We start from the raw sequence: 22,784 nt of genomic DNA on the forward strand, positions 1-22,784 counted from the left end.
GTAGCCGAAAACGCGGGGAACAGGCTCTATTCGTTGCTTTAAATAGGTTCATTATGGCATCAATTAGTGTTGAGTAGGAGAAATCATGGGAAGTTCACACATGCTGCTGATCCGAGAAGCATGGGTCGGTTTTTGCGATTATTTACTTTGAAAGTTGTTCTGGGCGGAGGGTCTGTAGTTAATGATCCCGTTCGCTCAGAGGGACACAGCGAAGAAGTCACTCACTGCGAGCGACCCGGGGCTGTATCATCGGGTCGGTCAGATGGCCCGCTTGTCCGGATCGTAGATGATCAGGGCGGTGGTGCGGCCTTCTTCTTCTTCGCTGATGCGGATGTCAATGAGGCTTTCTTCTTTGATGGAATACTGCTTGAGGGCATCCTGGATGCGTTCCTGGATGGATTTTTCTCCGCGGGAGACGGAGACGAGCTTGGTGCGTTTCATGTTACTTGATCTCCTTGAACAGTTTTTTCAGGGTGATTTTTCGGGCATTGATATAGATGGCGACCAGGGCAGAGGCAAAGATCAGGCCCAGGGCGATGGCCGCGGAATAAATCAGGGTATTGAACAGTTGGGTGGTGGACTCGGTCAGTTCATTGCGAACGGCGGCCAGAACCGCATAGTAGGCATCGGAACCGGGTACCAGGGGGACAAAGCCGGGGATGTAGAATATCGTAGCCGGGCTTTTCATTTTCCGGGCCAGAATCTCTGAATACAGTCCCATGGCCATAGAGCCGAGGAACAGAGCAACGGACACATTGTCCAGGGTGTGGAGTCCCGCTTCATAGACAAACCAGGAAAGGGCACCTCCCAATGCGGCATAGAGGGCTTTTCTGCGCTCAATGTTGAGCAGGACGGCAAAGCTCAGGGCAGCGCCAAAGGCGAACAGGACGGAGACTAAAGCACGCGGCGCCATCTACATCACCCCCACGATCAGAAAGCCCAGGGCAGTGCCAAAGGCAATGCCGGAGGCGGTGACAAAGGCTTCCACAGCCCTGGTCACGCCGGAGAGGTAATCTCCCTGGAAGGTGTCACGAATGGCATTGGTAATGGTGATGCCGGGTACGAGAAGCATGATGGTGCCGATGACGATCAGAGACAAAGTCTGTGTCAGTCCCAATGCTACGAACAGGCTGCCTAAGAGCACAGCGGTGAGACCGCCGGCGGCGTTTTGCAGGAAGGGGTTGAGTTTCAGGCCCCGGGCCAGCCGGCGCAGGATAAAGACCACAATGCCGGCTGCAAAGGCGCAGGCAGCCTCTGGCACGGTACCGCGGAATATCATGGTAAAAGAGAACGTGGCCGATCCTACCATCAACAGCGTGAGCCACAGAGGGTACTGGGGACGCAGCATGATGGCATTCAAACCGTCCTTGAAGGAGGCGGGGGTCATCTGCTGTTCCTGGATCAGGCGGGACAGGTCATTGACCATGGAGATTTTCTCCAGATCAACATTTATGGCGGTGATGCGGCGCACTACGCTGATGGAGGAACCATCCGAGCGCTTGCCGGAGATCACGATGCCTGTGGGGGTGACAAAGCTCTGGGGCTGTTCGATCCCAAAGGCGGTCAGGATTCGATTGATGGTGTCTTCCACCCGGTAGGTCTCACTGCCGGCTTCCAGAATAATCTGGCCCGCATCGGCGGCGTATTCTATAATTTGCTCATTATTCATAATTCTTATTTCCTTTAATTTCTGAAGAAATTATAACATGGAAGAACGTTGTCAAAACCAGAGTAACTTTGAATTTTCCATTCTGAATCCTGAAATTTTCATTGTTAAGAGTCTGTCTATGTCATTCAGTGTGAAAGTGTATTATAATTAGATTATCTATTAGCATTCACTATAGAACTCAATACACAGGAGGAATTGATCGAAATGGACAGCAAATACCTGAAAAATTCAGATCCCGAGATTTTTAATCTGGTGGAAGAGGAAGAAAGACGGCAAGAGCACAACATCGAACTCATCGCTTCGGAGAACTTTACATCCCGGGCAGTGATGGAAGCGGTGGGAACAGCTCTGACCAACAAATATGCCGAAGGGTATCCCAATAAAAGATATTACGGCGGCTGTGAAGTGGTAGACAAGATTGAAGACCTCGCCAGAGAGCGCATGAAGGAACTGTTTGGAGCGGAGCATGCCAATGTTCAGCCTCATTCCGGATCCCAGGCCAATATGGCAGTCTACATGTCCGTTCTGGAGCCGGGTGACAAGATCCTCGGCATGAACCTGTCCCACGGTGGTCACCTGACCCACGGTTCACCGGTCAATTTCTCCGGAAAGCTCTATAACTTCATCTCCTACGGGGTATCTGAGAAGGATGAAATGATCGACTATGATCAGGTTCGCGAAATCGCACTCAAAGAAAAGCCGAAGATGATCGTTGCCGGCGCTTCCGCTTATCCCAGAAAAATTGATTTCAAGAAATTCCGTGAAATTGCCGATGAAGTCGGAGCTTACCTGTTTGTCGACATGGCCCACATTGCCGGTCTGGTCGCAGCCGGAGTTCACGAAAGCCCGATCCCTTATGCGGACTTCGTTTCCACCACCACTCATAAAACCCTGAGAGGACCCAGAGGCGGAGCGGTTCTGTGCAAGGAACAGTTCGCCAAGGCTCTGGACAAGACGGTATTCCCCGGAATGCAGGGCGGTCCGCTGGAACATGTCATCGCCGGCAAGGCAGTCTGCTTCCTGGAAGCCATGAAGCCTGAATTCAAGGATTACATGCAGCAGGTTGTCAAGAACTGTAAAGTTCTGGGCGATGAGCTGATGGCCAGAGGCTACAAGCTGGTATCCGACGGAACCGACAACCATCTGATCCTGCTGGATCTGACCAACAAGGGACTCACCGGCAAAGCCGCTGAAAACAAGCTGGATGAAGTCGGCATCACCGTTAACAAGAACACCGTGCCAAAGGAAACTCAGTCTCCGTTTGTCACCTCCGGTGTCCGGATCGGTACCGCTGCCATGACCACCAGAGGCTTCAAGGAAGAAGAATTCAAGAAGACCGCTGAACTCATCGACTACGTTCTGACCCATATGGAAGAGGATCTCTCCGATGTCAGACGCCAGGTCGTTGAACTGTGCGATCGGTTCCCCCTGTACAAATAAGTCAATAATCCTCCGAACAGCCTGCTTAGCCGCAGGCTGTTCTTTTATTATCGGGATAGTTCACTCAGCTTATCATTCTGCGAGGAACGGCATGATATACGCAGGATTGACAATTGAACATAAAATTTTCAGGGGCGCTGATGGCTATATTTTCATATCCGGTTAATCCGGGCGTGATAGGGTAGTGGAGAATTGAACCGACGGAGGGTGGCATGACTCAGACATTTTTGAAACGGGCACAGGCGTTATGGCCGGGCAGGCCCCATGATTTTCAGCACTATGAACGCAATGAGCTGTTTATGGAAGAATTTGGGGTGAAGGGCGAGCTGGCCCTGGATGGGATCACGGTGAGGGATCTGGGACTGGAGGACGTCTATGCCGATGTGGATCGGACCTATACCTCGCCCGGAGCCAATGTGCTGTGGAACCTGATGACGGATCCGCTGGCCGATCCATTGGAACTGGCCAGACGGGATGCTTTCATCGAGCGGCTCAGGCAAGATCACAGGCTGCTGGGCAAGGCTCAGCGAATCCTCACGGATTGCGGCTACGAGGTGGCTTCGGATTACATGCTGCCTCTTCTGACCGAAACTTCCGTGGCCCCGGGAATGCTTCGGCTGATGTCGGCGGGCGGGCTGCTGCTGCTGGGCACCATCGTGTTCAGCCTGATCACTCGGAGCATGGAAAATGCAATGATTCTGGTGCTGCCGGTGATTATGATCAACGCGGTGCTGGGTGGAGTGTTCGAACGAAAAGAAGATCAGTCCAAGGTGCGCCGAATTAAAGGCCTGCAGTTCAAGGGCGGCATCGCCTTCCACATGGCTTCGATGATGAATTTGATGAACGTGTTCCGGGCGGGGGTGCGGCTGGCTCAGGAACCGGAGCTGGCCGAACTGTCGCCGGGGATTCGGGAGCATCTGCCGGCGGTGAAGCCGCTCTTTGACAGCTTTCGGATCTTCTCCTGGCTGGCTCGGGTGGATCTGCTGGATTACATCGCTCAGCTCTTTTTGGTTAAGCACGTCCTGTATTACCGGACTCAGAGCCGGCTGAGGCAGGACAATGACCGCCTCAGGCGCTTTGTCTGGGCGGTGGGTTATGTCGACGCCCTGGTGTCCGTTGCGGCTTACCGTGATCACCTGGATCAGTATGGTGAATGCTGGACTCGGCCGGTCCTGGCCGGTCAGAGTGCCCGCCTGAAACTAGTGGACGGCGTACACCCGCTGGTTGAGGACTGCGTGCCCAATTCCATCGAGCTGACCAGCCAGGGCATGATCCTGACAGGCAGCAACATGAGCGGAAAGTCGACCTTTATGCGGGTACTGGGGCTCAATGCCATCCTGGCTCAGACACTTCATATGGCGCTGGCTTCATCTTATGAAGCCAGTCCGTTCCGAATTATGTCCTCCATCGATCCGGGCGATGACGTCATCACCGGGAAAAGCTATTTCATGGCGGAGGCCGAGGCCGTACTTCGGATCATCGGCTCCGCAGACAGCGAGTTCCCCGGCCTGTATATCCTCGATGAGATGTTCCGGGGAACCAATCCCACCGAACGAATCAGTGCTTCCGTCCGCATCATCGATTACCTGCAGGCCCGCAACTGCCTGCTGATCCTGGCAACCCACGACCGGGACATTATCCGCTACGCGACGGGGAATTTCCGCAAGTGCTACTTCACCGAGACCGTGGAAAGCCAGGGCCTGACCTTCGACCATAAGCTGCGCGTCGGCACCAGCGGCACCTCCAATGCCATCCGCATCCTGGATCTGTTAGGCTATCCCCTGGAGATCACCGAAGGAGCCCGGGCCATGGTTCGGGAGGAAATGACCCTGCTGGATTATCAGATGGATCCACATCCGGGCAAAGCCGCCGCATGTCCGCAGCCTCAGGTGACGGGCTAGCCCAAAGCAGTGGACTCACCGGAATGGCGGGCTGGACGAAGCCCCAGGATCACCACCGGACCGGATTGCTTATAAAATAGAAAAATCAGTTATCCAAAATGATATTTACAGCGCAAAAATTGACCCTCCCTGACTCGCCAGTTTCGCCGCTGCGTCAGGGAGGGTGTTTCGTTCAGAATTCGAACATGTGCCGGTTATTATTGCTGAGCTGTGCAGTCGTTATTTACTTAAAACGGCAGCTGTTTGTTCTTAGTGTGCAAATTATACACCATCCAATTCCCGCGCACCCCGAAGATAAACCAATAGACTACCGCTCCTAATCCGGCGGTTAATAAACTGATGACAAGGGCAATAATGGCTGGCAGAATAAGGCCCCGGTAAAAAGCCCAGAAGGGTCCCCATAAAAAAGCGGCGAAGTTGAATTTTCCCTTATAGGTTTCACTGGATTGCCGGATTTTTTCAAATTCCTCCATATAATAGGCTGGCAAGGGACTTTGATATGAATTCGCCTGGAATGAATTGGACTCGGGCGAAATCTTGTCATAACCTGACCCTTGGGTGGCATAGCCCTCCGATTGAGTGATTCTGATGGTGTTTTCTGATCCGCAGGCAGCGCAGAATTTGTCCGTCTGGTTGAGTGAGGTCCCGCAGTTTGTACAGTATGGCATATGAGTTACTCCTTCATCATTGTTTTTTATTGGGTGATCCGCAATGAGAGCAGAACTTTGCGTCGCGATCCAGTTCATTGCCGCACTGGGTGCAATAGCAGGTATTTTTGCTGCCTTGCGCGCTGGAAACTCCAGCCGGTATAAGCTGAGCAGTCAGTCGGGCAAGGGTTTTATTATAATTGCCCTGTAATACCCATTGATTCAATTCCTGTGCCCGGATGACCGTCCACGGGTGGTTCTGATACATCGCGCTTAAGATTTTCATCACCTTGTTGAATTTACTGTTGTCGAGATTCTCAAAATCGACGGCCTGATTTAGAAAGTCTTCCGTATTAATCGCTCCGTAATACTTCGGGGGGAAGCCAGCCAACTTGGTCATGACAGAAATGGCGGCATCGGGGTTCTGACAGGCAAGCAGCCCGGCCCGGTCAGCGGTGAATTCTGACTTGCGGTACCAGTTGTACAGAGCAAGGACCAGTCCACTGGATACAAGCTCTCCGACTCCGAAGGTCAGTGAGCCAATGACCTCGCCGACATACGGCATCAGGTTTCCCAGCGAGTGGTAGAGCACGTGCTGGCTTTTGATGTGGCCGACCTCGTGGCCGAGGATAAATAGGAGCTCGTCATAACTGAGCAGGCTAAGGCAAGCGGAGGAAATGCATACGATGGGATGGCTGGAGCCAATGGTTTGGGCACTGATAAAACCCTGCTCCAAGTACAGCGGCGGGATGGGATCTACATCGAGGATCTGGCACACCTTCGTCAGCGCAGCATGGAGGTAAGGAAGGTTTTTCTCGGTTACCAGAACATTTGAACCGGTATACTGAACGGTTAGCAAACGCTCCATGTTGTATTCCGAATACCACTTGATCAGCAGCTCGAGTGTCTTGTTTAGGCGAAGCTTTTCAAGTGCGATTCGATCGGTCGGATGCTCATATTCACTGGATTGCAGACCGGTCAGGATGCTTTTCTCCTGTTGAATCGGGGCGGTTACAACGTCTGTAATCATGTCTGAAATATAGTCTTCTGTTGAGATAAACAGTTCAGCCAGGGACTTCCTGCGCTTTTTATAGTCGTTTAAAATGTATTCAACGCGCTCGTCGGTGATAAGAAACTCAAGATTCCTTTCAACCCCTTCTGAAATATGCAGCGTTTGCTTTAAACTGGTCAGATTCGCCTGATACTGCTCCTTCCCGGTTAAGCGGACGTAAAGATAAAGATAGGAAAACAGAGCGATGCTTTGATTTTCGGACAGTATTTTTCCCTGATGGAGTAATTGCAGTGACTCTTCTGTGAAATCAGGAACAGGATGGGTTGAAGAATCATCGGTAAAGGCAATCTGAAGAAAATCCTCGGTTCCGACCAGAGCGCGCACAGCCAGGATGCTGTAGGCAGCCACGTCCGTCGGGTAATGATTCGAATTTGATTTTTCCACTTACAATACTCCACCCGTAATGGTGAGGGGCTGCCCGTTCACCAGATAATTTCCGTCGCTTCCGATGATGCTGAACGGCTGGCCATTGATCATATACGACGCCGCAAATCCCAGACCGGCACTTGAGGCTGAAGAATCGAACAATGTTTTTCGGTATTCCTCTTCCTTTTTTGCATCTACCAGTTGATCAATTTCTTCAATTTGCCGTAAAAAGTTCATATCCGTATCCCCCAATTTTATTCTTGGTATGACATGTTTTCTTGATCATAATTATTATATCAAATTATGTGAACACGTTTCGAAAAATATAATATTATTTGTATCCACCCTCCATTAAATTTCATTTGGATGCTGTCGTTCGTATTAATTTGAATTTCATTGATTATCAATCATTTAATTGTCATTGGTTTGATGTTCAATAACTTGAATTTCTTGTTATGGGGTCAGTCAACCATATCGACCTTGTGGATCCGCCGGAATAAAAGAGTGAACTATATTTAAGTGAGGGGAGCAGAGTGTGGTGAAGTGAGAGTAGGGATGTAAGAGTAGGGATGTAAGAGTGTTTTTGAACAGAGTGAGGCTGCCAGCCCCGGGAGAGACTGGCAGCCTTTTTGACGGTTCAGTTTATGCAGTTGTCTGACCGTAGATTACTTCTTGCCGCCGATGACGGTAATCGTCTTGACGGTGCGGTTGCCGGCTGAATCCAGAGCGATGAAGGTGAAGACATTCTCGCCTTTGTTCAGACTGACCTGGAGGGTCTTCTCAATGGTGACATTCTTGGAACCGAAGCCCAGATCTTCCAGGGTCTTCCTTTCCAGGAGGGAGTCTGCCTGATAGAGTTCCAGGTAGAACAGGTTATCGGTGGCGGTCAGGGTAATCTGAGCTTTGTTGGCGGATGTGACCGTGGCGCTGACTTCGATGGCCGGAGCGGTGGTATCCACCCAGAAGCGGCGTACGACGCTGAAGGATTCGCCGGCTTCGTTGTACATGGTAATGGGCAGCTCGTAGTAGTCATCGGTCAGTTTAACCGAATCACTGATTTCCCACCAGGTTCCGAAGAAGACTTCGGATCCGTCAAGGAGTACGCTGGATTTCTCATGCTTGATGAGGTTCAGGTCCAATTCCTTGCCATTGAGCGTATAGGTGACGCGGGTGATGTCATCCCAGCCGTAAACTTTGCCGCTGAAGGGAACGGGACTGCCATAGACCATGAGCAGATCCGGGGTATCCAGGACGATCTCGGGTTTGCCGTAGGCATCATCGGGCCGTACCGGGGGCTCCGGCAGCTCTTGTTTATCCCAGACACCGTTTTTGTCATCATCGCGTCGGACTTTGATGGCGGCTTGGGCTGAGACCTTGTTCTCCGGAACGAGCTTGTCGGTGGCGGTGAACGTGATGGTCAGGTTCTTTTCGTAGACTCCGTCCGCCCAGTCAGCATCAGCGATGGTGCCGCTGACGGTGGCATCGGTGAGGATCAGATCCAGGGGCAGTTCCGAGGTGGTCAGATCTGCCAGCGTTTCCTCATAGCTTGCGGTGATGGGTGCGATGGCTGTGCCTTCCAGAACTGTCTGGCTGGCCGGAGCTGCTTCGATGGACAGGTCGGCGATGCCGCTGCCGCCGATCATCAGACCGGTATAGGTCAGGTTCATCAGCCAGTCATAGGGAATGACATAGACCATGGATGGGTTTTCCTTTTTCAGGCTGGACACGTCGATGGAGAAGTGGCCGGATCCGTCGGAGGGTACATCCAGGGACTGGGAGAAGTCGCTGGAGTAGACCAGGACTCCGGCGACGCCGGAACCGGCATCGGCAGCGTCCAGTTCAATGGTTCCGTTCACCGGATCGTAGGACAGGCTCTGGACGACGGGTCCCAGATTGTCGAACCGTACCGGGAAGCGGTAGCGGTCAACGGGGGAGGTCAGCGTCCGGCGGATGGCGATTTCATAATAGACGGTTTCGCCTTCGTTGAAATCACGTCCGGCAACGGTTCCGTCCCATTCACTGTCGGTGAAGTACCGGTAGGGGGCTGCGCCCTGGGACATCCGGTAGATCTTGCGCAGGTACTGGGACTGTCCCACATTGCGCAGGAGGGTGCCCTTGGCGTCGGTGACCCGGAAGTTGATTTCTTCAGCGTTGCGCAGCATCGTGCCTAACAGGCCGACGGTGTCGGTGCCGTAGACTTCGCGGAACGGGGAGTCGCTTTCCGGATTGATCCAGATCGGCGCGTTGTGGTTGAGGAAGTAGAGGTCCGTCTCAGTGGCATTGACCAGAGAGGTCAGCTGGAACTCAGGATCATTGGTCGGATCAGAATCATCCAGGTTCCATACCCACTCATCCAGGACGCCGGGTTCTTCCCAGTCGCCGTAGAAGCCGAGCACCGGAACCGTCAGGTCGGTGTTTTTGCCGTCCTGGGATACAAAGCGAACATAGCCGCCCAGATACTGGTTCCAGGTCAGGGTGCTGGTGGGATCCTTGCCCACGCCTTCGTCAAAGTTGATGGTCAGCTTGACGGTTTTGGAGCCGTTGGCCGGAACCGTGACGGGGGCCAGGGAGGAAACGCTGTGTGGGACATTCTGGGTCCGTTCCATGGACAGGAAGTGACCTGCACCGTCGGAGCCGTAATCGTCGGTCAGCAGGATGGTTTCCGGCTGGAAGACTTTGGCCTGGTCGCTGTAGTTTCTCAGGGTGACTTCCACCTTGAAATTACGGGTGCGGAATGCGCCCAGTTCGACTTTGGGCTCACCGGTCAGGCGGTTGGTTGCCGTGACGGTGGTTTCCATGGCGTTAGCCAGGTTCATCATGCCGGCACCCTGCTGTCTGGTGTCATAGTAGAGACCCGCCCGGTCCTTCTGGGGAATCGCTGTGTTCATGAGCAGCGTTTTAGCCAGCGCGGACTGATCCTTCAGGGAGGTCACGCCGTCAAACAGGGCATCCTCCTCGATGCGCTGGGCAACCAGAGCGGCTCCGCCTGATACGTGGGGGGCTGCCATGGAGGTGCCGGACATGGAGGTGTAGCCATTGCTGTTCTGAGTCGAGTAGATCATGCCGCCAGGGGCTGAAACTTCCGGCTTCAGCTTCAGGTTGGGGGTGGAGCCCCAGGAGGAGAAGCTGGACAGGAGTCCGCCGCTGGGATTGACGAAGGACTTGACGTCCTCGTTGAAGACGACGCTGACCGTCTGACCGCCCTGCAGAGCGGAAGCCATGGCGTTGCCCGCTGTGTAACCGATGAAGACATAGGGCACGGTGGCTTTATCGCCGTCGGCCATGCTGACCATAGCGTCGCCGCCCGCGGCGTTGTTGTAAATGATGACGCCGGCTGCGCCGGCTGCGACGGCATTCTCCAGCTTCACTTTGAAGTTCAAGTTTCCGCGCATGATTAGAGCCACCTTGCCGGTAAGGTCCTTGCCCTCAAAGTCTGCCGGAGAGCCGAGACCGGCATAGACCAGTTCCACGGGGCTGGTGAAAACTTCCCAGGGCAGGGGAGAACCAGTGGCTGGCAGCATTTCGGCCGTCTTTTCCACGCTGTCGATGGTCCAGGTAATAGTGTTGGCTTTGTAGCCAATGTTTTCAAAGGAAGCAACAGACAGGGAACCGGAGTTCACCGAGGGGCTTCCGACGACGCCGTTATCCGGGTTCTTGGCCTGGTTTCTGGCATATCCGATGCCCAGGTAATCGGCAAAATTGGCCGCACCGTTCATGGTGTTGCGTTCGTTGCCGGCGGAGATGGCCACGGTGACGCCGTTGTCTCTGGCGTGGTTGATGGCGATGTCTTCCATGGATTCGGAGACATAGAATCCGGCCGGGGAGCCCAGGGACATGTTGATGGCATCGGCGCCCAGGGCGATGGAGTCATCAATCGCCTTCAGGTAGATGTCGGAGAAGGTTGTGGCGTACTTGATGTCATCGGAGAAGACTTTCATGCCCAGAAGCTGGGCTTCCGGGGCTACACCCTTAATCAGCCCGTTGGCCGCCACCGTGCCGGCCACGTGCATGCCGTGCTGTCCGTCGGTGGAGCGGTCGATGACCTGCTGATTCAGATCGTAGTAGTTGTAGGCATAGGGTACTTTCTCCGTGTAGTAGCGGCCGTCGAGTCTTTTGGCATTGACCAGGGATTCGGTCAGAGCCGGATCAGTGGCAGCGCTCAGCACAAAGTCCTGATGCGACGGGTCGATGCCGGAGTCGATGATGGCAACGACAGTGCCTTCGCCGCGCCGGTCATATTCGGTCCAGACGGTGGGGGCGGCAATCTGATGGACGGACGTATCCATGTCGGGACGTTCGTATTCATTGGCAATAAGAACGCGGGAGACACCGGGTACCTGGCTGGCTTTTTCCAGATCACCCAGGCGCATGTAGGTGGAGAAGCCGTTCATGGCGATGGTCAGGGAGGTGCCGGCGGCTTTTTCGCCGGGAACCTTGTCCGTTGTTTTGACAGAAGCGTTCAGCAGGTTTTTCACGTTGGCCTGCTGTCCCCTAATGGTTTTTTCCAGGGATCTGACTTTGGCCGCGCCAAGATCCTTGACCTTTTTGTTGGACTTGGTGGCCGTTTCGATGACGGAGTCGCCCGTCAGCTCAACCACGACGCGGACCATTTTGTCCAGGTCCTCCTGGGGCTGCTGATTCCGCTCAATGGATTCCCTGGATGAGGTCCGATCCTCCAGCGCAGCTTTCAGGGCTTCCAGTGGAATCGCTGAATCCAGACGCTCCGCGCCGGCCCGGACCGGCGTGAACCCAGTCAGACCAAGAGAGAAGATAAGTGCCAGAGCAAGGCTGATTCTTCGTTTCAAAATAATACCTCCTGTCAATAGAAAATGGTGTTCAAAACCAGTGTAAACGGTTAATCGAATGAGTACAATCGAACAAAATCACAATGATAAAACTGATAAAAACAGACTGGACTACAACAATATTTTAGTAACTGATTCAAAAATAACGCAATTTTAGTACCGATTCAGCAACGCTTCTCGAAGGTTTTTTCATCATTGAAAATTCAGCCGGACACCCCTGAAATGAAAGCTGTTTTCCTTTGAAAGCCAATGGATTTTTGTGTTGAATGCCTGCGCAGTTGCGGATCTGGAGACAGGACCCTGCCGGCAGGTTCCACTTGGTTTCTGGTTTGCAAGAGGAAAGCTCCGCCCGCAACCGTCATTCAATGGACGGTTGCGGGCGGAGCTTCGGATGGCTCAGGCGGATGGCTCAGGCGGATGCCGGCGTCTCCATGGGATCAGAACTGGGCCAGGGGTGGGAGCTGGAAGACGGCATAACGCAGATACCCCAGGATGAAGAGGTGCAGCGGATAGAACAGGTAGAAGCCGTACTTGATCAGAGGGTGGCGGGCTGCGCCCTGACTGCCGTTGTAGTAGCGGAGCAGAAGAAGGGGAAGGAAGGTGGCGATCATGAAGAAGCTCTCCTGCCAGTCCACCTGCAGGGTCATGATGACGAGAAAGCCGATGATGAGAAATCCGTTGCGGAGCTGGGCGGTCCGATCCGGGTAGTAATGGCCGAACAGGAGGATGAGCACCGGTCCGAAGAACATATAGTCACCGGGGGTGGCCAGCAGGATCAGGATCAGGATCAGACTGTATTTCACCAGGTCGGACCCCTTCCAGTTGAGCATCAGGTAGAGGGCGAGCAGACCCAGGGTAAAGGGATACAGAATGCCGGTCTGGGTGAAGGTCAGGAAAGTGTCCTGAGGCTGGGGAGAAAGGAGAGGAATCCGGCCGAACTGAAAATACTGGAAGGCGAAGTGGGAGGCCAGCGCAAATCCCGCCATTCGTCCCAGATAGCACCAGAAATGCCGGGTGTGGAAATAGCCCTCAACGAGAAAGAACGCCATGATGGGGAAGGTGAGCCGCCCGATGGCGTGCATGATCTGCCCCTGGACGGACTGGGTGGGCACAAAGGCCCAGGCAATATGGTCAATCAGCATCGCGATCAGGGCCAGGGTTTTCAGCTGAGTTGCGTTGAGCATCTGGACCGGTTCCGGATGTGGGACTGGATGATTTCTGTTTGATTCTGTGGGCTGTTGTTTCATAACTACCTCGACTGCCTCGCATTGGTTTGGATCGGGAAAGGGATTCGACTGTTTCGTTTTCTCAGCGTCTTGATTTCATGATATCACAGTCTGAACGGGAAGCTTCTCCATGGGGGGCGATAGTGTCAACTTACTTTCGGTTCAAAAATTGAATAGGCCTGCCGTGCGGATTCCAAGTAGCCCGGGTTTTACGATTTATACCACCCAAAATGAGGCGTTGCATAGCTGATTGAACCTTGTTTTACTGGGTAGACCCGGCTCTTCTTCACGATCCGTTTTTCCAGCCTCACAAGTCGGGCTTCCTTCTTCTTTTCTTTCTCTTTGGCAGCGAAGTAGCCCATGAGATCCCCGCCATTGAGCACGAAAACTCGCATGCGCGCTATATTCTCAGCACCTACTGTGCTCCACCCCATCGGGCGTGAAGATAACCGTGAGGAAAGCACATGACTGACATGCCCTTCCGCACTGCAGCCCTGATAGCCCGACTTGGCCGCGTTCTGGATCGATTCCCAGTTGGACACAAGATAGGTTTTCATCTCGCCTAACTTCTTTTCCTGGGTCTTTTTAAGCGGCAATCCCGCCGCTGATTCGAAGAATGTGTTGATGTCCTCAAGGGAGTCCATGCTGATGGCGTCTTTGAGGTACCAGTAATATTCATCCTTTGTCCCTTTGTAGGAATCAATCGGCGTTGCCGCCTGGCGCAGGGCCTTTTCCAGGTGGAACTTATCCAGATAGAGCTTGCATCGAGGCAGAATCTGGGCACCCATCTTGATCCAGGACGCCCCATCCCCTGATAAGGAGATTTCCTCGATCTTATCCACTTCATAAGCCGAGTTCAGGTAATCGAACACTTCGTACCACAGTTCATCCGAGTTGCCCTTGTAGAAGCCTGCAAATCGACGTACACCCATTAAGGCCTTGCGTCTCTTCCCGACACTCTGCTGCCCCTCATGGACGTAGATCAGCCGCATCTGCTGATTGGAACCGTCCTGCATAGCTACATGATCCTCATCGGCCTCAATATAGATCCGAGATGCCACTTTTTTCTGAGGCAGGGGTCCCTCAGAAGACTCAATGTTCCCCAGTCGATGGACCAGATTCATTACCGTAGTGCGGCTGGTAATTCCGCTGCTTGCATAGCGCTCCACCGTCCCCTGGTAAGAAATATCTTTAGCACTGGAGAGAAGACACGAGGCTAGTTCCCGGCTGATTCTCTGATGGGGCTCAAGGCCCAGAAGACGATCCACCAGACACACATGGTGATTGGTCTTTTTATCCCGAAAGTACGTCCGGCCAAAGACCACAGGTCCGGCTGTAGTAGCGATGGTTTTTGTTTGATAGCGCCGTTCGATGGTGTAGTCTTTTTTCCGTAACTGTGAGTTCCTCAGGCGCTCATCGAGTACCTGAACATAATCCTGGATCTGCTCACGGGCAATCCGATCCGTCAGCTCGTGAGTCTCCTGTACCACTTGATCCATGGTGAGAGTACCGCTTGCCATTCTTGAATCAAAACCTTGTCTGAGAGTGGTGAACATTGAGTTGAAATCTGTTAAGATAGGCATGAGAATAAGTCCTTTCGTGTAGTTTGTTTTTGGTTGTTACTAACATTCTAGCACTTGGGCTTATTCTCTTTCATTTTCGACCTACAGTAACTTTACACTAAGATGGGGGGCTTCCTGGTCGCGGATGAAGCAGGAAAATACAGTGTCGGGGGCTGATTTGGCGAAAGGGATGGGGGACAATGATGAATACACTATGAACTCTGCTGAATCCCGAGTACTTTGGTTGACTATGAGGGAAGAAGAAATTACAATAAGAGATGGATAAATGATAATCAATATCAGAAGGAGAGACTATGTCAGAATTATTGAAAATTGAAAACCTCAAAACGCAAGTCGAGGATAAAGCGATATTAAAAGGTCTGAATCTTACCATCAACCGGGGAGAGATCCATGTGGTCATGGGGCCCAACGGAGCCGGCAAGTCGACGCTGGCCAACTCGATCATGGGGAACCCCAGGTATGAGGTGACGGAGGGATCGATCTGGTTTGACGGGGAGGAGATCACCGAGGAAGCCGTGGATGAACGGGCTCGGCGCGGGATCTTCATGAGCTTCCAGTCGCCGCTGGAAATCCAGGGTATCACCGTGGAGAACTTCCTGCGGACCGCCAAGGGCACCGTCAGCGGTGAGCCGCAGAAAGCCCTGGCTTTCCGCAAGCTCTTGAAGGAGAAGATGGACGAACTGGGCATGGATGCGTCCTATGCCGGCCGCTATCTTAATGACGGCTTCTCGGGCGGTGAGAAGAAGAAGAATGAAATTTTGCAGATGTCCATCCTGGAGCCGAAGCTGGCTATTCTGGATGAGACGGACTCCGGACTGGACGTAGACGCGGTCAAGATCGTGTCAGAAGGCGTCGGCAAGTTCTTCCGGGAGGACAACGCCATTCTGGTCATCACCCATCACAATAAGATTCTGAACAACCTGAAGCCCGATTTTGTCCACATCCTGGTGGACGGCCGCATCGTCGAGACCGGCGGACCGGAACTGGTGGAAGTGATCGAACGGGACGGTTTCAGCCGCTACAAGCCGGAAGAGGAGGAGACGGAATGGAAAAAAGAAATAAAACTTATGTAGATGACCTCGACCGCGGCATCTATGACATTAAGAACGAATTCAAGTACAAATATAAATCGGAGGCGGGACTGACGCCGGAGATCATCCGGGATATCTCCGCCCGCAAGAACGAACCGGAGTGGATGCTGCAGTTCCGGCTCAAGTCCCTGGAGCACTTCTACAAGATCGATGCACCGACCTGGGGACCGGATCTGTCGGAGCTGGACATCGAGGATATCGTGCACTATGTCAAGCCCGAGATCGGCCAGCAGCACAGCTGGGATGATGTCCCGGAGGACATTAAGACGACCTTTGAACGGCTGGGCATTCCGGAGGCGGAGCGCAAGTCTCTGGCCGGAGTGGGCGCGCAGTACGACTCGGAAGTGGTCTATCACTCGATGAAGGAGGAACTGGTGCGTCAGGGCGTGCTCTACATGGACATCGAAACAGCCCTGAAGGAGCATGAAGCGATTGTGAAGCAGTATTTCATGACCCTGGTGCCCCCCAATGACCATAAGTTTGCGGCGCTGCACGGGGCGGTCTGGTCCGGCGGCTCTTTTGTCTATGTGCCCGAAGGGGTGCAGGTTGACATTCCGCTGCAGTCCTATTTCCGGCTGAACGCACCGGGGGCAGGCCAGTTTGAACACACGCTGATCATCGTGGAAAAAGGCGCGAAGCTGCACTTCATCGAAGGTTGCAGCGCGCCCAAGTACAACGTCAACAATCTGCATGCCGGCTGCGTCGAGCTCTTCGTTAAGGAAGACGCGACGCTGCGCTACTCCACCATCGAAAACTGGTCCAAGAACATGTTCAATCTGAACACCAAGCGGTCCTCGGTGGAAAAGAACGGGACCATTGAGTGGGTCTCCGGATCCTTCGGCTCGAAGATTTCCATGCTCTATCCCATGTCGATCCTCAAGGGCGAGGGCGCCCGATGTGAGTTCACCGGCATCACCTTCGCCAGTCATGGCCAGGTGCTGGATACGGGCTCCAAGGTGGTCCACGCCGCGCCCAACACCACCTCCAATGTGGTATCCAAGTCCATTTCCAAGTCGGGCGGACACGCTTTGTACCGGGGACTGCTCAAGATCAACGCCAATGCCCACGGCAGCAAGTCCACCGTCACCTGCGAGTCGCTGATGCTGGACAACCAGTCGCGCTCGGATACGATTCCGGTCATTGACATTCAGAACGATGACGTGGATCTGGGGCACGAAGCCAAGATCGGCCGGATCTCGGATGAGGCCATCTTCTATCTGATGAGCCGCGGCATCTCGGAGGAGGAGGCCAAGGCCATGATTGTCCGAGGCTTTGTGGAGCCCATCAGCAAGGAGCTGCCTCTGGAGTACGCGGTGGAGATGAACAATCTCATTGCGCTGGAGCTGGAAGGAACCATTGGTTAGGAGGACTTTATGGAAGCAAAAAAACTGAAATACAATGAACTGCCGGTGATCACCTTCCGCTGGGTCCGGGCCAATGACCTGCGCCTGGCGGAGGTGGAGCCGGATGGGGCGGTCTACAGCCGTGCCCATGTGGTGAGCGGTCAGGAGCTGCTCCGGCCCTTTGAAGAGATCCATATAGAGGACTGGCTGGGTTCCTATCCGGGGACCAATGAAGCGGAGCTGGCCCGGATTGTGAACGAGGCGAGCGTAACCCACTATATCCAGTCCTCGGCGGCGGGGGAGATGGTCCGGTTCCACTATGACCTGTCCGGCGCGGAGCATTCCCTGCTGGAGCTTAACGTCATCGAGGTACGGGCCAATGAGTCGCTGAATGTGCTGATGGAGTACGTCGGCGATGAGGCGGCCACCCTGGCCAGCGTCCTGAACCTGATCCGGGTGGCCCCGGGCGGGGTGCTGAATCTCTATAAGATCAATCATCTGCCCACGGGGGCGCGCCACATTGAGCAGCGCTATGCCAAAGTGGCCGAGGGGGGCACGGTCAACTACTACAGCATTGAGCTGGGCGCCCGGGAAACCATTGTCCATTACCTGACGGATCTGGCAGGCGATGAGTCCCAGGGGCATCTGAAGAGCATCTATGTCGGCCATGAAAGCCGCATCATCGACCTGTCGCACCAGATGTCGCACTGGGGCCGAAAGTCCCGCTGCGACATGGAGATCCGGGGCGCGCTGACGGACCGGGCACGCAAGTATTTCCGGGGCACGCTGGACTTCAAGCGGGGTTCGGCCCAGTCGGAGGGCGGCGAGGTGGAGACGGTGATGCTGCTCAACAAGGACGTCAAGTCCTTTGCCATCCCGCTGCTGCTGTGCGGCGAGGATGATGTCATCGGCAACCATGCCGCCTCGGCCGGGCAGATCGACGAGGACAAGCTGTTCTATCTGATGAGCCGCGGCTTCTCCCATGAGGAAAGCAAGCGCATCATCGTGGAGTCGGCGTTCCGTCCGATCATCGACCAAATGCCGGATGAAGCGCTCCGGGAGCGGATCCTGGACCGCATTGCGATGATGATGAAGAAGGTGAATTCTTGAACTGGAAGGATGACTTTCCCATTTTCCAAACCCCATACTACGGCCAGACCCTGACTTATCTGGATTCGGGCGCAACGGCTCAGAAGCCGCGCCAGGTCATTGCCGCCGTCACGGACTATCTGGAGACCACCTATGCCAATCCGCACCGGGGGGCCTACCGGCTCTCCCAGGAAGCCACTGCCCGCTTTGAGGGGGTGCGGGAGAAGGTCCGCGCCTTTCTCGGTGCCCGGTCTACCTCGGAGATCATCTTTGTCAAAAACTCCACGGAGGCGCTGAACCTGGTGGCTCGCAGCTATGCCGAGGCGACGCTGCAGCCCGGGGATGAGATTGTCATCTCCATTGCCGAGCATCACGCCAATCTGGTGCCCTGGCAGCGGGCCGCTCAGCGCACGGGGGCCAGACTGGTCTACCTGTATATTGATGAGGACGGGTCGCTGCCCGAGGCTGAACTGGCGAAGATTTCCCAGCGGACGAAAATGGTCGCGGTGACCCATGTGTCCAATGTCACCGGACACATCAACGACGTGGCAGCCCTGGCCCGGGCGGCCCATGCCGTCGGGGCGGTCATCCTGGTGGATGGTTCGCAGGCGGTGCCGCACCTGGCCGTGGATGTCCGGGAGCTGGATGTGGACTTCTATACGTTTACCGGCCATAAGATCATGTCTCTGACCGGAGCCGGCGTGCTGTACGGCCGGGAGTCGGTCCTGGAGGGCATGGAGCCCTTCCTGCTGGGCGGCGACATGATCGAGTATGTCGAGGAACAGCGGACGACCTACAATACGCTGCCATATAAATTTGAAGCCGGCACCCCGCTGTCGGAGGCTGTCATCAGCCTGGGGGCGGCCATTGATTATCTCAAGGAAGTGGGTTATGACCGGATCGGAGCCATTGATGCCGACCTGACCCAATACCTGCTGGCGCAGCTGGCTCAGATTCCGCAGGTGCGCGTTATCGGCGGCAGCAGCCCGAAGAACCGGGCCGGCATCGTGACCTTTACCCTGGATGGCGTCCATGCTCATGATGTGGCGCACATCCTGGACAGCAAGGGGATCTGTGTGCGGGCGGGTCACCACTGTGCCCAACCGCTGGCGCGGTACTGCAACACCACCGCCACCACCCGCGTGTCGTTCTGGTTCTACAACACCAGAGAGGACTGCGACCGGCTGGTGCGGGAACTGAAACGAATCAGGAGGCTGATGGGTCTTGGAACTGAATGAACTGTATACGGAGCTGATTCTGGAGCATAACCAGAATCGCGAGAACAAGCGGCATATTGAAGGTGCCACCCATGCCGAGCATGGCCATAATCCCAGTTGCGGCGATGAGATTACGGTGGAGGCGATCCTGCGGGCCGGCCGGATCGAGGATCTGGCTTACACCGGAGCCGGCTGCGCCATCAGCCAGGCGTCCGCCTCCATGATGGCGGATCTGGTGAAGGGGCGGACCGTCCAGGAGGGACTGGAAGCCGCCCAGCGCTTCATCGGCATGATCAAGCGGGAGCCGATTCCCGAGGCGGAGCTGGAAGAACTGGGGGATGCCTATATCCTGAAGAACATCCAGAACATCCCCGCCCGGGTCAAATGTGCCGTGCTGGCCTGGCATGCCCTGGCACAGCTGCTGAAGCAGGACCTGGCAAGCCAGGGCGAGAAAGAGCAGGCATAATACTGCAGGCATAATACTGCAGGCAGGATGATTATAACCAAGCTCACCAGTCGTCTGCCATGCACTGATACCGGATCACTCCGGACCCTGAAGATTATCAAGACGCCGGATCCGGTTCCCTGCGGGCAGGATCTGGCCCGTCAATTGACGGGATGCAGGGAAGAGGAATGAAAAAAATGGGCTGTATCATAGAAAATTGGCACATCTGCAAGGAATCGCGTCCCTGATTTGCGAATGGTCAGACGGGGCGGGATCCCTGTACAGCTTTTGTAAAAAAGTGGACTGGATGTTGCAATCCTTTCACGGTCTATTCACGGGCTGGTGAAAAGAAAAGAGTATAATTGAATGTGAAAACGAAAACCAAGGAGGAACTTTATGAGTTTAAATTTGAAACCTGAAAAAGTATTCCATTTCTTTGAGGAAATGTCCAAGATTCCGCGGACGTCCGGCAATGAGAAAGCCATCAGCGACTGGCTGGTTGCCTTCGGCAAGGAGCGGGGACTGGAAACCATCCAGGATGAAGCGCTCAATGTCATCATCAAGAAGCCCGGCACCAAGGGGTACGAGGATAAGGCACCGGTCATCATCCAGGGTCACATGGATATGGTGGGTGAAAAGACGGCGGAGTCTGCTCATAATTTTGAAACCGATCCGATTCAGCTGCGGGTCATCGACGAGCATCTCTATGCCACGGACACGACGCTGGGCGGTGACAACGGCATTGCCGTTGCCATGGGCATGGCGGTGCTTGATTCGGATGATCTGGAACACCCGCCCATTGAGCTTCTGGTCACCACCAATGAGGAAGTCGGAATGGACGGAGCGGCCGCAGTGGATCCGGCGCACCTGGCCGGCACTCGTCTTTTGAACATTGACTCCGAGGAAGAGGGCATTTTCTTTGTCAGCTGCGCCGGCGGCAATGTGACCAAGGTTACGTTCAGCCCGACCTTCCGGGAAGTGAAGGAAACAGGCTATGAGCTGCGCATTTTCGGTCTGCTGGGCGGTCACTCCGGCATGGAGATCATTAAGCAGCGGGGCAATGCCGTTCAGCTGCTGGGCCGGGCACTGAAGGAAATCGGCAGCCTGACGCTGTCGGAAATTTCCGGCGGAGCCAAGCACAACGCGATTCCGCGGGATGCCAGAGCCGTCTTCACGGCTCAGAATCTGGACATGGCAGCGGTCAAGTCCTTCTGCCTGGATGTTTTCGGCCGTGAGTTCCAGGAGGATCCGATTCAGTGCGAAATCCGGGAAGTCGAGGTCAGCCGCCTGATGGACGAGACCACCTCTCAGGCCATCGTTGACTACCTGGTGATCATGCCCGATGGCGTGCAGAGCATGATGAAGACCATGGAAAACATGGTGGAATCATCCCTGAACTCCGGGGTTCTGGAAATGAAGGATGACCAGGTGATCATCACCCATGCCATCCGCAGTTCCTCACCCACCCGCAAGAAGCAGGTTACACAGAAGGTGGAAACCCTGGCGAAAGCCATGGGTGCCAAAGCCGAAGCGTTCTCCGATTATCCGGAGTGGGAATACGAGCCCAATTCGCAGTTGAAGGACACCTGCCTCTCCGTGTATGAAAAAGTCACGGGCAAGGCCGGCGAAATCATGGCGATCCATGCCGGACTCGAGTGCGGTCTGCTCAAGCAGAAGCTGCCGAATACCGAAATGATCAGCTTCGGACCGGATATGGCCGATGTCCATACGCCCAACGAGCACCTCTCCATCAAATCCGTGGAGCGGACCTGGGAGTTCATGAAGGAACTGCTGAAGAGCCTGTAAGAACCACAGTCATCGGTCTTCAAACGACCCGATGATCGACAATCAAGGACCAACAAAAAAACGGGCTGCCTGGCAGCCCGTTTTTCAATTATGAAGCTTTTTGAAACCTTTTGTTTATATTTGGACAAGATGCCCTATCCGTGATTCGGAAATGTTAGGATAAGAAGGAATATGATACAATAGTTTGTATTGTGTACCAATAACTTACTGATGACAGCGGAGGTCACTTATGGCTATCGAATTTATGAAATACCTGGATCGCAGTTTAAAATACCTGCACCGGCAGGGCGCATTCCTGACTGTGAAAGATAAAGACGGACGGGAAAACGTCATGACCATCTCGTGGGGCAACATCGGCTTTGAATGGGGTCGACCCATTTTTACGGTTCTCGTGCGCAAATCGCGCTATACCTTTGAACTCATTGAAAACGCAAAGGAGTTTACGGTATCCATTCCCACCCAGTCCAGCACGAAGGACAAACTGGCATTTGCCGGCACTCGTTCAGGCCGCGAGATTGACAAGTTTGAGCAGGGCATTATTACCCGGGCCAAGGCAAAAAGTGTCGATACCAGCACGGTCCTGGAGTCTGACATCGTCTATGAATGCCGCATTATCTACAAGCACAAGATCGATCCGGATATTCTGGCAGACGAAGTCCTGCGCACATCTTATCGCGATGGAGACTACCACAACATCTATTATGGGGAAATTGTCGAAGCCTACAAGCGCGATTAGAGTTCCGTCAGGATCCACCAGAAAGGCAGGATCCACCGGATACTCAGGATACTCTGAAGGAAGGGCTTACTCTGACGAAGCGGTTTGATCTGAGAAGTTTGATCTGAGAAGTTTGATCTGAGAAGTTTGATCTGAGAAGTTTGATCTGAGAAGTTTGATCTGAGGAGCTTGATCTGAGGAGCTTGATCTGACGACGCGGTATGGTCTGATATCGTAATTTAAACTGATCAAGCGGACTGACCTGGGAAAGTGGATTTAAGACTTGAAAAAATGATATTTCATGGAGGTAGATGGCTCAGGGAGCTGTCTATCTCTGTTTTTGAGCCATCAGCTGATTATTTCTGAACC

Annotated in this window: 18 protein-coding genes and 1 pseudogene; 9 read left to right on the plus strand and 10 right to left on the minus strand. The window is 54.2% G+C overall.

What is annotated here, in order from left to right; genetic code table 11:
- Window positions 1-258: 258 nt before the first annotated feature.
- From NQU17_04230 to NQU17_04240, 3 genes are read right to left on the minus strand one after another with little or no spacing between them, the layout of a single operon-like run.
- Window positions 259-441, minus strand: a complete 183-nt coding sequence (locus NQU17_04230) for a hypothetical protein (protein ID UUM12777.1) — start codon at window positions 439-441, stop codon at window positions 259-261.
- Between the two features lies 1 nt (window position 442).
- Window positions 443-913 carry a threonine/serine exporter family protein gene (locus NQU17_04235; protein UUM12778.1) on the minus strand — a complete coding sequence of 157 codons (471 nt, stop codon included), beginning with the start codon at window positions 911-913 and terminating at the stop codon, window positions 443-445.
- A complete protein-coding gene (locus tag NQU17_04240; GenBank protein UUM12779.1) occupies window positions 914-1,669 on the minus strand; it encodes a threonine/serine exporter family protein in 756 nt (251 codons plus the stop codon).
- A gap of 204 nt (window positions 1,670-1,873) precedes the next feature.
- Between NQU17_04240 and NQU17_04245 the strand changes: the two genes are divergently transcribed.
- Complete coding sequence (locus NQU17_04245; protein UUM12780.1) at window positions 1,874-3,109, plus strand: serine hydroxymethyltransferase; 1,236 nt, start codon at window positions 1,874-1,876, stop codon at window positions 3,107-3,109.
- Between the two features lie 212 nt (window positions 3,110-3,321).
- The gene (locus NQU17_04250; protein UUM12781.1) at window positions 3,322-5,010 is read left to right on the plus strand and encodes a hypothetical protein; all 1,689 of its coding nucleotides are present in this window, start codon (window positions 3,322-3,324) and stop codon (window positions 5,008-5,010) included.
- 227 nt (window positions 5,011-5,237) lie between these two features.
- On the opposite strand, the gene NQU17_04255 is transcribed toward NQU17_04250, so the two are convergent.
- The 7 genes and pseudogenes from NQU17_04255 to NQU17_04285 all read right to left on the minus strand — a co-directional run bounded on the left by NQU17_04255 (window position 5,238) and on the right by NQU17_04285 (window position 14,709).
- Window positions 5,238-5,756 carry a zinc-ribbon domain-containing protein gene (locus NQU17_04255; protein ID UUM13541.1) on the minus strand — a complete coding sequence of 173 codons (519 nt, stop codon included), beginning with the start codon at window positions 5,754-5,756 and terminating at the stop codon, window positions 5,238-5,240.
- Window positions 5,695-7,113, minus strand: coding sequence for a M48 family metallopeptidase (locus NQU17_04260; protein ID UUM12782.1), 1,419 nt, complete (start codon window positions 7,111-7,113; stop codon window positions 5,695-5,697). Before NQU17_04260 ends, NQU17_04255 begins: the two co-directional genes overlap by 62 nt.
- Window positions 7,114-7,332 (minus strand): hypothetical protein, encoded by a 219-nt coding sequence (locus NQU17_04265; GenBank protein UUM12783.1) that lies wholly within the window; start codon window positions 7,330-7,332, stop codon window positions 7,114-7,116.
- 428 nt (window positions 7,333-7,760) lie between these two features.
- Window positions 7,761-9,893 (minus strand): Fn3-like domain-containing protein, encoded by a 2,133-nt coding sequence (locus NQU17_04270; GenBank protein ID UUM13456.1) that lies wholly within the window; start codon window positions 9,891-9,893, stop codon window positions 7,761-7,763.
- A gap of 39 nt (window positions 9,894-9,932) precedes the next feature.
- A pseudogene (locus tag NQU17_04275) lies at window positions 9,933-11,381 on the minus strand (S8 family serine peptidase).
- A 956-nt stretch (window positions 11,382-12,337) separates the two neighbouring features.
- Window positions 12,338-13,147 carry a conjugal transfer protein TraX gene (locus NQU17_04280; protein ID UUM12784.1) on the minus strand — a complete coding sequence of 270 codons (810 nt, stop codon included), beginning with the start codon at window positions 13,145-13,147 and terminating at the stop codon, window positions 12,338-12,340.
- Window positions 13,148-13,335: 188 nt separating this feature from the next.
- Window positions 13,336-14,709, minus strand: a complete 1,374-nt coding sequence (locus tag NQU17_04285; protein ID UUM12785.1) for an ISLre2 family transposase — start codon at window positions 14,707-14,709, stop codon at window positions 13,336-13,338.
- A 293-nt stretch (window positions 14,710-15,002) separates the two neighbouring features.
- On the opposite strand from NQU17_04285, the gene sufC reads away from it, so the two are divergent.
- The 7 genes from sufC (at window position 15,003) to NQU17_04320 (ending at window position 22,436) form a co-directional block, all read left to right on the plus strand.
- A complete protein-coding gene (gene sufC, locus NQU17_04290) occupies window positions 15,003-15,782 on the plus strand; it encodes a Fe-S cluster assembly ATPase SufC (protein ID UUM12786.1) in 780 nt (259 codons plus the stop codon).
- Window positions 15,755-17,164, plus strand: coding sequence for a Fe-S cluster assembly protein SufB (gene sufB / locus NQU17_04295; GenBank protein UUM12787.1), 1,410 nt, complete (start codon window positions 15,755-15,757; stop codon window positions 17,162-17,164). The genes sufC and sufB overlap by 28 nt, the downstream gene beginning before the upstream one ends.
- Before the next feature lie 9 nt (window positions 17,165-17,173).
- Window positions 17,174-18,253: a SufD family Fe-S cluster assembly protein gene (locus tag NQU17_04300; protein ID UUM12788.1), complete on the plus strand. Its 1,080-nt coding sequence runs from the start codon at window positions 17,174-17,176 to the stop codon at window positions 18,251-18,253.
- Window positions 18,250-19,470: a SufS family cysteine desulfurase gene (locus NQU17_04305; GenBank protein ID UUM12789.1), complete on the plus strand. Its 1,221-nt coding sequence runs from the start codon at window positions 18,250-18,252 to the stop codon at window positions 19,468-19,470. Before NQU17_04300 ends, NQU17_04305 begins: the two co-directional genes overlap by 4 nt.
- Entirely contained in the window at window positions 19,457-19,915 is a 459-nt protein-coding gene (locus NQU17_04310; GenBank protein UUM12790.1) for an SUF system NifU family Fe-S cluster assembly protein, read from the plus strand. The genes NQU17_04305 and NQU17_04310 overlap by 14 nt, the downstream gene beginning before the upstream one ends.
- 375 nt (window positions 19,916-20,290) lie before the next feature.
- On the plus strand, window positions 20,291-21,700 hold the full coding sequence (locus tag NQU17_04315; GenBank protein UUM12791.1) for an aminoacyl-histidine dipeptidase: 1,410 nt from the start codon (window positions 20,291-20,293) through the stop codon (window positions 21,698-21,700).
- Between the two features lie 229 nt (window positions 21,701-21,929).
- A complete protein-coding gene (locus NQU17_04320; protein UUM12792.1) occupies window positions 21,930-22,436 on the plus strand; it encodes a flavin reductase family protein in 507 nt (168 codons plus the stop codon).
- Window positions 22,437-22,784 lie beyond the last annotated feature (348 nt).

The organism is Clostridiaceae bacterium HFYG-1003, assembly GCA_024579835.1.
Taxonomy (GTDB): Bacteria; Bacillota; Clostridia; order Clostridiales; family Clostridiaceae; genus JG1575.

What these genes read in the sequence shown, in the direction of transcription:
- NQU17_04230 (UUM12777.1), bottom strand. Translation starts at nt 441, where the DNA reads ATGAAACGCACCAAGCTCGTCTCCGTCTCCCGCGGAGAAAAATCCATC.
- NQU17_04235 (UUM12778.1), bottom strand. Translation starts at nt 913, where the DNA reads ATGGCGCCGCGTGCTTTAGTCTCCGTCCTGTTCGCCTTTGGCGCTGCC.
- NQU17_04240 (UUM12779.1), bottom strand. Translation starts at nt 1,669, where the DNA reads ATGAATAATGAGCAAATTATAGAATACGCCGCCGATGCGGGCCAGATT.
- NQU17_04245 (UUM12780.1), top strand. Translation starts at nt 1,874, where the DNA reads ATGGACAGCAAATACCTGAAAAATTCAGATCCCGAGATTTTTAATCTG.
- NQU17_04250 (UUM12781.1), top strand. Translation starts at nt 3,322, where the DNA reads ATGACTCAGACATTTTTGAAACGGGCACAGGCGTTATGGCCGGGCAGG.
- NQU17_04255 (UUM13541.1), bottom strand. Translation starts at nt 5,756, where the DNA reads ATGAACTGGATCGCGACGCAAAGTTCTGCTCTCATTGCGGATCACCCA.
- NQU17_04265 (UUM12783.1), bottom strand. Translation starts at nt 7,332, where the DNA reads ATGAACTTTTTACGGCAAATTGAAGAAATTGATCAACTGGTAGATGCA.
- NQU17_04270 (UUM13456.1), bottom strand. Translation starts at nt 9,893, where the DNA reads ATGGAAACCACCGTCACGGCAACCAACCGCCTGACCGGTGAGCCCAAA.
- NQU17_04280 (UUM12784.1), bottom strand. Translation starts at nt 13,147, where the DNA reads ATGAAACAACAGCCCACAGAATCAAACAGAAATCATCCAGTCCCACAT.
- NQU17_04285 (UUM12785.1), bottom strand. Translation starts at nt 14,709, where the DNA reads ATGCCTATCTTAACAGATTTCAACTCAATGTTCACCACTCTCAGACAA.
- sufC (UUM12786.1), top strand. Translation starts at nt 15,003, where the DNA reads ATGTCAGAATTATTGAAAATTGAAAACCTCAAAACGCAAGTCGAGGAT.
- sufB (UUM12787.1), top strand. Translation starts at nt 15,755, where the DNA reads ATGGAAAAAAGAAATAAAACTTATGTAGATGACCTCGACCGCGGCATC.
- NQU17_04300 (UUM12788.1), top strand. Translation starts at nt 17,174, where the DNA reads ATGGAAGCAAAAAAACTGAAATACAATGAACTGCCGGTGATCACCTTC.
- NQU17_04315 (UUM12791.1), top strand. Translation starts at nt 20,291, where the DNA reads ATGAGTTTAAATTTGAAACCTGAAAAAGTATTCCATTTCTTTGAGGAA.
- NQU17_04320 (UUM12792.1), top strand. Translation starts at nt 21,930, where the DNA reads ATGGCTATCGAATTTATGAAATACCTGGATCGCAGTTTAAAATACCTG.